Origin of the sequence: Kitasatospora sp. NPDC056138 (assembly GCF_042264695.1) — a bacterium.
Lineage (GTDB): Bacteria > Actinomycetota > Actinomycetes > Streptomycetales > Streptomycetaceae > Kitasatospora.
The window spans coordinates 1-7,936 of record NZ_JBHJVK010000132.1 but is presented as its reverse complement, the minus strand read 5'-3'; the positions used below and the strand labels follow the sequence as shown (position 1 = coordinate 7,936).

The window sequence follows — 7,936 nt, the reverse complement described above, 5'->3', positions numbered from 1 at the left end:
CTGTCCGCGCTCGCCCCCAGCTTCGGCATGATGCTGGTCGGCCGCGTGATCACCTCGCTCGCCCACGGCTCGTTCTTCGGCCTCGGGTCCGTCGTCGCCGCCGACCTCGTCGCCCCGGAGAGGAAGGCCGGCGCCATCGCCACCATGTTCACCGGGCTGACCATCGCCAACATCGTCGGCGTGCCGGCCGGCACTTTCATCGGCCAGGTCGTGGGCTGGCGGACCACCTTCGGGATCGTCGCCGCGCTCGGTGTCATAGGGCTGCTGGGCATCGCCAGGCTCGTGCCCGCCATGCCCCGGTCCGAGGGCGCCCACCTGCGCCGGGAGCTGACCGCCTTCCGCAACCCGCAGGTGCTGCTCGCGATGGCGATGACCGTGCTCGGCTTCGGCGGCGTCTTCGCCGCGATCACCTACATCGCCCCGATGATGACCCACGTCGCCGGCTACTCCGACGGCGCGGTCACCTGGCTGCTGGTTCTGTTCGGTGTCGGCATGTTCCTCGGCAACCTCCTCGGCGGCCGCTTCGCCGACCGCAAGCTGATGCCGATGCTCTACACCACCCTCGGCGGGCTCGCCGTCGTGCTCGCCCTGTTCACCTTGACGGCGCACAACAAGATCGCTGCCGCTGTCACGATCCTGCTGGTGGGCGGGCTCGGTTTCGCCACCGTCCCGCCGCTGCAGAAGCGGGTCCTGGACCAGGCCCACGGCGCCCCCACCCTGGCCTCCGCCGTCAACATCGGCGCCTTCAACCTCGGCAACGCGCTCGCGGCCTGGCTCGGCGGGATCGTCATCGCGGGCGGTCTCGGCTACACCGCCCCGAACTGGGTCGGCGCCGCCCTCGCCGCCGCCGCTCTCGTCCTCGCCCTCTGGTCCGCCGCGCTGGAGCGCCGGCGTGCCCCGGCCGCCGTTCCCGCCCCGGTGCCGGCCGCGGTTCCCGTTCACCACTGACCCCGCCCCACCCCGACCTCGCAGGAGTAACCCCATGGCCACCGACACGACCACCCTCACCACTGCCGACGCCGACCGCCTCATCTCCGCCGCGCACCACGCCGCCGGGGAGCAGGGCGTGACGATCTCCGCCAGCGTCCTGGACGCAGGCGGCCACCTGCTGGCCTTGCGCCGCGACGACCGCGCCCTCCTCATCGCCGGTGAGACCAGCACTCGCAAGGCGTACACCGCCCTGCAACTCGGAACCTCCACCGCCGACTTGGTCGACGCCGTCCAGCCCGGCGGCCCCTTCCACACCCTGCCGACCGCACTCGACCGCCCGCTGCTGTTCATCGCCGGTGGGGTGCCGATCCACCGCAACGGGCGCCTCGTCGGGGCCCTCGGCATCGGCGGCGGCACCCCCGCCCAGGACCACGCCTTCGCCACCACCGCCCTGGCCGAACTCGTCTGAGCGCCGAGCCCTCCTCTCCGGGTCGGCTCCGGGCTCCGAATCCCCCCGTCATGACCCCGGTGCACCCGGGCCATCGGCAGCTCCCACCGCTGGCGAAGGCAGGTGGACCCCGAGGTCGCCGCGCGGGAGAGGCGCTGGCCGGTCTGCACGGGCTGCCCGTCGACCGGGATGACTCCTACGGGTCCCGGAAAGGACGACCGGGCGCCGCCCGGAGCCGACGCCGCGACGCTCAATGCCGGTGACGGCCGCCGGGCGCCATGCCCTGCCCCGTTGCCAACGGGGCGGGGCGCACTGGCAGGCCGGCCCGGCGGCCCCGCTGCCGGGGCACCAGGTTGTCGGCACTGCTGGGCGCCGCGCACGGTCTGGAGGAGCGGGGATCACGTGGAGGAAGGCGAGGCCGTGGCCCGGGCGTGGCCTGCCGGTGCTGTCGGTGCCCGGGGCGCCCCGCGGTCTCGCTGGTCACTCCTGGGCCGGCCGCGCCGAGAGGATCTGCCGTAGGACGCCGAGCAGTTCGGCATCGTCCGCGGGCGGCCGCGGCGCCCGCCAGCCGATGTGACCGTCGGGACGCACGAGGACCGCTCCGGCCGACGGCACGCCGAACGGCGCGGTCCCGTCCCCGCTGTCCGTCGCATCCCGCGCTCCGGTGGCGAGCGGACGCAGGACGACGGGCAGGCCCGCGGCCCCTGCGGTGTCCACCTGCCGTTGCCAGGCGGCGCCGCCGTCGTGCGTGAGCAGGGTGAACCTGCGGCCGACGAGATCAAGCGTGGACGAGACCCCGGGAACTCCGGCCAGTCGCAGGTGCGGGACGCGGCCTCCGAGCTCGCCGCCCCAGTGGTCGCGTCCCGGGTCCAGCGGCGGGCGGTAGGGGGTGTCGGAGTCGGCGATGACAGCGGTGGAGCGATAGACCGCGGTGAGCAGGAGCTCGTCGTCGATCCGGTAGCCGGTCCGGGTGCGGGAGTTCGCCAGGGACAGGTCGATGACCTGGCGGGCGACCGGGCGGCGCTCGGCCTGGTAGGTGTCCATGAGCCCCTCGCCGGCCGACCCCCGGGTGACGGCGGCGAGTTTCCAGGCCAGGTTGTCGGCGTCGCCGATCCCGGTGTTCATGCCGTGGCCGCCGGTCGGCGGTGTCACGTGGGCCGCGTCGCCCGCGATCAGCACCCGTGACCTGCGGTAGGACTCGGCGAGTTGGGCGTCCATCCGCCAGGTCATGGTGTCGCGGACGGTGACACGGAGGCCGGGTACACCGGCGGCGTCCCGGACAAGCCGCGCCAACTGCCGGTGATCGTGCAGGAGTTGTGCGGTGTCATCGCTCTGGGGATCGTAGGGATGCTGGTAGATCCAGTGCCGGTCGTTGTCCACGGCCAGGAAGCCGCCGCGACCGGGGGCGGTGAGGAAGTACGATGCGCTCGCCCGGTCGGCCACGACCTCGCCGAGTGGCGCCTCGAAGCGGATGCTGAGGAAGTGGCCCAGGCCCGTTGGTCCCTCCATCGCGATCCCGGCGCCGGTGCGCACGGTGCTCGCCGCGCCGTCGCAGCCGACCAGCCAGTCGGCGCGCACGGTGTGGCGCCCGCCGGTGACCCGGTCCTCCAGCACCGCCCGTACGCCCTCGCCGTCCTCGGTGAAGGACAGCAGCCGGGTGGCGAACCGGATGCCGTCCGGTGCGAGTTCACGTCCACGCCGCAGCAGCACGGTCTCCAGGGCGTCCTGAGAGCAGATCAGCCCTGGCGAAGGGGTGCGCTCGATGCCCTCCTCCGCCCCGCCCGAGACCCCGGTGCGCACGAAGTCCGGGTCGACGAGGTCCCGGCCGCGGTAGAAGAAGACGTGCGAGGCCGGGAGTCCGGCCCGCCGGATGTCCGCCTCCACGCCGAGCCGACGGAAGACCTCCATCGAACGCGCCGACACGCCGCGCGCCTTGGGGTGCAGCGAAGTGCCCTCGTGCGCCTCGACGAGCAGGTGTCGCACGCCGTACTCGGACAGCAGGAGCGACAGCGTAAGGCCGACCGGACCTCCTCCTACGACCAGCACGGACGTCGTTGTCGGGAATCGCATACCGCCCCCATTGGTAACGCCTAACTATTGGTTTCGACGTTACCATGGGAGTGTCCGGCAAACGATCACTAGGGCGAACCCATGAGCGACGACCCCGGCAGCGGCAACCCCCGCGGCCTGCACTTCATCACCGAACTGGCGAACACCCTCCGGGACGACCCCGGGGCGAGCGCCGCCGACCTGCAGGACCTCCTGAAGCGCCACGGCGGCCCGCCCTTCCGTCTCACCGACGCCGACGCCCGGGAACTCCGCCAGGCCGCCACCCACCTGATCCGCATCCTCGCCATCCACGACGAGGACGAGGCAGCCGAGGCGATCAACACCCTGCTCGACCGCTACCCGGCCCGGCCCCGCCTCGTCCGCCTCCCCGGCCGCCCGTGGTCGCTGCACACCCAGGCACCCCCCACCGCCGGGCTCACCCACTGGCTCCTGTCCACCTCCGCCCTCGCCCTCGGCCTGTGGCTCAGCGAACGCGGCTCCTGCGCATGGGGCCGGTGCTCCGCCCCCGGCTGCGACCACTACTTCATCGACACCGGCCGCCGCACCCCACAACGGTTCTGCACCCCCCGCTGTGCCACCCGCGTCCGCGTCGCCGCCCACCGGGCACAGCGGGCCAACGGCTGACGACTCGTCGGCACGCGCGGCAGGTGTCATGGCGGCAGGCTGCGGCGCACTCGTCCTGGGGCCGAACGCGCGGTTCCTCGACTACATCTGCCAGGTCCTGCCCTCGCTCGGGGAGAACGACGTCGTCCTGGCGACGTGCGAGGCGCTGGCCGGCGTCGTACCGGGTGCCGCGGACCCCTTCGAAGTGGCGCGTCTGAAGGGGAGCGCCGCGCTGGCCGACGCGCTGGCCGCCGTGGTCCGCTCACGGCAGGCCCCGGGCGGCGACTTCGAGGTCCGGGTCGGGCAGGAGTGGATTCGCCTGCAGGACAGGGACGTCGCACGGGCGCGGGAGTCGGCACGGACCAGTGGTCTCGCGCACAACCGGGCGCGTCGGCTGTTCAAGGAGCTGCTGGTCGACGCCCTCGTCCGCGAGCTCGCCCGCAGCGGCGCCGAGGCGCTCGAACGTATCGACGCCCAGGTCGCGCAACTGACCGGGCTCGACCTCGACCAGGTCGCGGCAGCGGACCTGCGCCGGCTCGGTGTCGACGACGCGCCCGCCACAGGTGCGGACGAGTTCGACGCCGAGGCCGTGCGCGCCGATCTCCTGGACGACGCCCTGTTCGATCAGGCCGTCGAGGACCTGTGGCTGCGGCTCACGCCCGGCGACGTGGTCCGCGCCCTGCTGACGGACGGCGACGCGCTGGCCGCGCACCTGCGGCAGTTCACCGACGACCAGCGGTCCCTGCTGCGGCGAACGCCCGGTGCGCCCTGGACGGACGCCGATGTGCCGCTTCTCGACGAGGCGGCGGGCCTGGCCGACGGCCCGCCTGAGCACGCCTTCGGGCACGTCGTCGTCGACGAGGCACAAGAGCTCACCGTCATGCAGTGGCGGATGGTCGTGCGCCGCTGCCCGGGCAGGTCGATGACACTGGTCGGAGATTTCGCCCAGGCAGGCCCGGCGGCGGTGGCCCGGGACTGGACGGAGGCGCTCGGCCCGCACCTCGGACGGCGCTTCGACCTGCGCACCCTGACCGTCAGCTACCGGACCACGCAGGAGATCCTCGCCGCCACGGGGGACTTGCTCGCCCGGATCGCCCCGGGCCGGCCACCGATCCGATCGGTCCGGCGCGGCGAGGTGCCCCGAACCCTTGCCGCGTCCCCTGAATCGCTCGTCACCGCCCTCGTGCGGAAGTTGCGGGAGCAGGGCGCCGCGTACCCGGGCGAGTTGATCGGGATGGTCTGCGCCGATGGCAGGACGGAGCAGCTCGTGGCCGCGGGGATCGAGCAGCACGCCCGACTGGTGCCGGCCTCGCAGGCGCGCGGCCTGGAGTTCGACGCCGCCGTCGTGGTCGACCCGGACGGGATCACCGCCGCCCACCCCGGGGGCGAGCGCGACCTGTACGTCGCCCTCACCCGGGGGCCACCAAGCGACTGTGCACGATCACCGTCCCGCTTCCGTGAACCGTTGGCCGGCCCGGTGCTGCGCGACCCTGGTGCGAAGGCGTCGGCGTTGCCGGGCCGAGGTCGGCCGAGGTCGGCCGGGCGGACGAGATGGTGGGCCGGTCGGGGCTGGTTCGGTGTGTGCGCAGCCGTGGTCACGGGACGGTTCGGCAGGTCTGCGGCGACGGCGGGAATGTTCTGACGGACCGTCTCGTTGCCCTGGACCCATCCACGTTGCTGTCCTTGGAGTGTCGTGCCTGAAACCACGTCCGCTACTTCCACCGTTCTTCCCGTGCTCCCGGCGCTGAGCGTGCAGGCCGAGCGGCTGATCGGGCTGGGGGTGCACGAGATCGCCGGGCTGTCCGCCGCCGAGGTCCGTGCCTTCGCCGCAGCCGCCGATGTCCCTGTGGGGGGTGACGGCGTCCTGCTTGCCGTTCACCCGGACCGAGTCCCTGCCTCCGCCCTCACACCGCTGCTCCGCCGAGACGGCAGGGCGGGCTTCGTCGTCACCGACATGCCCGACGTCGACCTCTTCGCCCCGCTCGACACGGTCGCACTGCCCGACGCCCCGCTCTACCTCCTCACCGGCCTCCAGCGCGGCGACCAGATGGCCAACTGGAGCCCGAAGGAGGCGCTGCCCGCCCTCGCGGCCGAGGCTCGCAGCCCGTTGCTGATCACCGAAGGCATCCACTGGGTGCTGCAGCAGCCCGCAGTCCTGGAGCGCAACCGCTGCTTCATGACGATCGGCTCCCGGCTGCGCAAGCCCAACGGCGCCCTCGACGCCCGCACCCCGGCGATCTGGATCAGCAACGGGACGGGGCGGGACGGCCGCGAGCGCCGCAACGCCCCCAAGGTCGGCTGGTGCTGGGCGGGCAACCGGCACACCTGGCTGGGCTTCGCCTCCGCCACGGGCCGCCGGGGCCAGGACCTGTAGAGAGCCGTGACCGTGTGGCCCGGTGGAGGCTGCGGAGCCGGGTGATCCGGCGCAGTGACGGCACGACCGGTGCGGAGTACCGCATCCCCGCGTTGCCGGGGGTGCGGTTCGCCGGCCTGGTGGCGGTTGTGAGGCGGTGTCCTACCGGGGCGTCGTCAGGGAGTCGGGAAGGAGGCCGGTTTCGGCGTCGCCGGTGGGGACGAGGTCGAGGACGGCGGCGGCGACGTGGTTCACGCCCGCCCAGACCGTGGACGGCCTGGCCAAGCTCCGGCGCGCACTGACCCGCCTTCTTCGCACGCTTCCCCGACCTGGCACTCGCGCCTGACGCCGACCCGAGCCCGGTGGAGTCCATCATCTCCAACGGACACAAGTCGCTGCTGGTCCACCTCACCGGCGCCGTCCGGCCGGCGTCATAGCGTCGGTGCCCCGGCCGGTCGGCCTGCCCACGCGCGGCGAGCCGCAAGGGGTGATTGGCCTGTTCGGGTGGCTGATCGACGGTCATCTGGGTCCTGCACCGGTGTGGTTGGTTTGCGCTGTGCTGGTGGGGGCGGGCTGGCGGCGAGGGTGGGTCGGCTGCGCCGTGAGGCGGTGCGGCTGGAGGCCGCCGGGTTGTTCCCCGAAGCTGTCCAGCCGCAGGCGCCGGGATTGGGGGTGTCCCTGCTGGGGGTCCCCGTTCCCTGACGGTGCTTCATCTCGCCGCGCCCGGGAGTGGGGGGCTGCGCCTTCGGTGATGTCCCGGTTGCCCTGACGGTGGTTCATCCAGACCGCGTCCGGGGGTTCTGGGGTGTTCGGCCGCCGATGGTGTGAGCGGGTGTCAGGGTTCAGCCGGAAGGGCTAATCTCACATCAATTGTCCTATTTTCCTAGTGGGTTGACGTTCGTCTCGGCTGCCCGGGGATGTGTGCCGGTACCTCGTTCGGCTCTGTGGTGCCGGTTCTTCGAGGTGCCCGATGTGGCTGCCGTCGTTACGTTCAAATCACGGGTCGGCGGTCCAGCCGGCCTCTCGGAAACAGGAGAAGTTTCATGAAGATCACCCGTGGTACCGCGATCACCGCGGCTGTCGGCGCTGCCGCGGCTCTGGCTGCGACCGGCTTCACCTACAGCTCGGCTGCTTCCCAGCCGGTGCCTGAGGCGGCCCCGGTTGTCCAGCAGGCGGCTGCTCCTGCACAGGCGGCTGCTCCTGCACAGGCGCTTTCCGGTAACGATGGCAAGGAGAACAACAACAACGGACGCAAGGGCAACGAGGGCCGCGAGGGCCACGAGCGTCGCGGGCACCGGCACCACCACCACAAGGAGGGCCGGATCTTCGTGAACGAGCGGTCGTACTCCTCGCACGCGGGTGACTGCATCACCGTGCTCAGCGGTCTGGGTGCCAAGAGCCTGAACATCCGTAACGACAGCCACAAGACCATCGAGGTCTTCCGCGGGGCGGTCTGCGACAACGGTGCTCCCATCGCGACCGTCGGGCCGTGGAGCTCCGCCGACGGTGTGGACCCGAAGTGCGTCGAGGGT

General features: G+C 72.5%; 6 protein-coding genes and 1 pseudogene. 6 read left to right on the top strand and 1 reads right to left on the bottom strand.

Annotated elements, in window-relative coordinates:
* On the top strand, positions 1 to 948 hold a 948-nt coding region (locus ACFC1R_RS38040; protein WP_375946300.1), incomplete at its 5' end, for an MFS transporter.
* A gap of 34 nt (positions 949 to 982) precedes the next feature.
* Positions 983 to 1,399, top strand: a complete 417-nt coding sequence (locus ACFC1R_RS38035) for a heme-binding protein (protein ID WP_375946299.1) — start codon at positions 983 to 985, stop codon at positions 1,397 to 1,399.
* Positions 1,400 to 1,858: 459 nt separating this feature from the next.
* Here the strand turns inward: ACFC1R_RS38035 and ACFC1R_RS38030 are convergent, their stop codons facing one another.
* Positions 1,859 to 3,448 carry an FAD-dependent monooxygenase gene (locus ACFC1R_RS38030; RefSeq protein ID WP_375946298.1) on the bottom strand — a complete coding sequence of 530 codons (1,590 nt, stop codon included), beginning with the start codon at positions 3,446 to 3,448 and terminating at the stop codon, positions 1,859 to 1,861.
* A gap of 81 nt (positions 3,449 to 3,529) precedes the next feature.
* On the opposite strand from ACFC1R_RS38030, the gene ACFC1R_RS38025 reads away from it, so the two are divergent.
* The 4 genes and pseudogenes from ACFC1R_RS38025 to ACFC1R_RS38010 form a co-directional block, all read left to right on the top strand.
* Positions 3,530 to 4,072, top strand: coding sequence for a CGNR zinc finger domain-containing protein (locus ACFC1R_RS38025; RefSeq protein ID WP_375946297.1), 543 nt, complete (start codon positions 3,530 to 3,532; stop codon positions 4,070 to 4,072).
* Positions 4,073 to 4,103: 31 nt separating this feature from the next.
* Positions 4,104 to 5,512: pseudogene (locus tag ACFC1R_RS38020) on the top strand (HelD family protein); the annotation flags it as partial.
* A 232-nt stretch (positions 5,513 to 5,744) separates the two neighbouring features.
* Positions 5,745 to 6,425: a DUF5701 family protein gene (locus ACFC1R_RS38015; RefSeq protein WP_375946296.1), complete on the top strand. Its 681-nt coding sequence runs from the start codon at positions 5,745 to 5,747 to the stop codon at positions 6,423 to 6,425.
* Positions 6,426 to 7,447: 1,022 nt separating this feature from the next.
* Positions 7,448 to 7,936 (top strand): hypothetical protein (locus ACFC1R_RS38010; protein ID WP_375946295.1); only part of this gene is annotated, 489 nt, incomplete at its 3' end.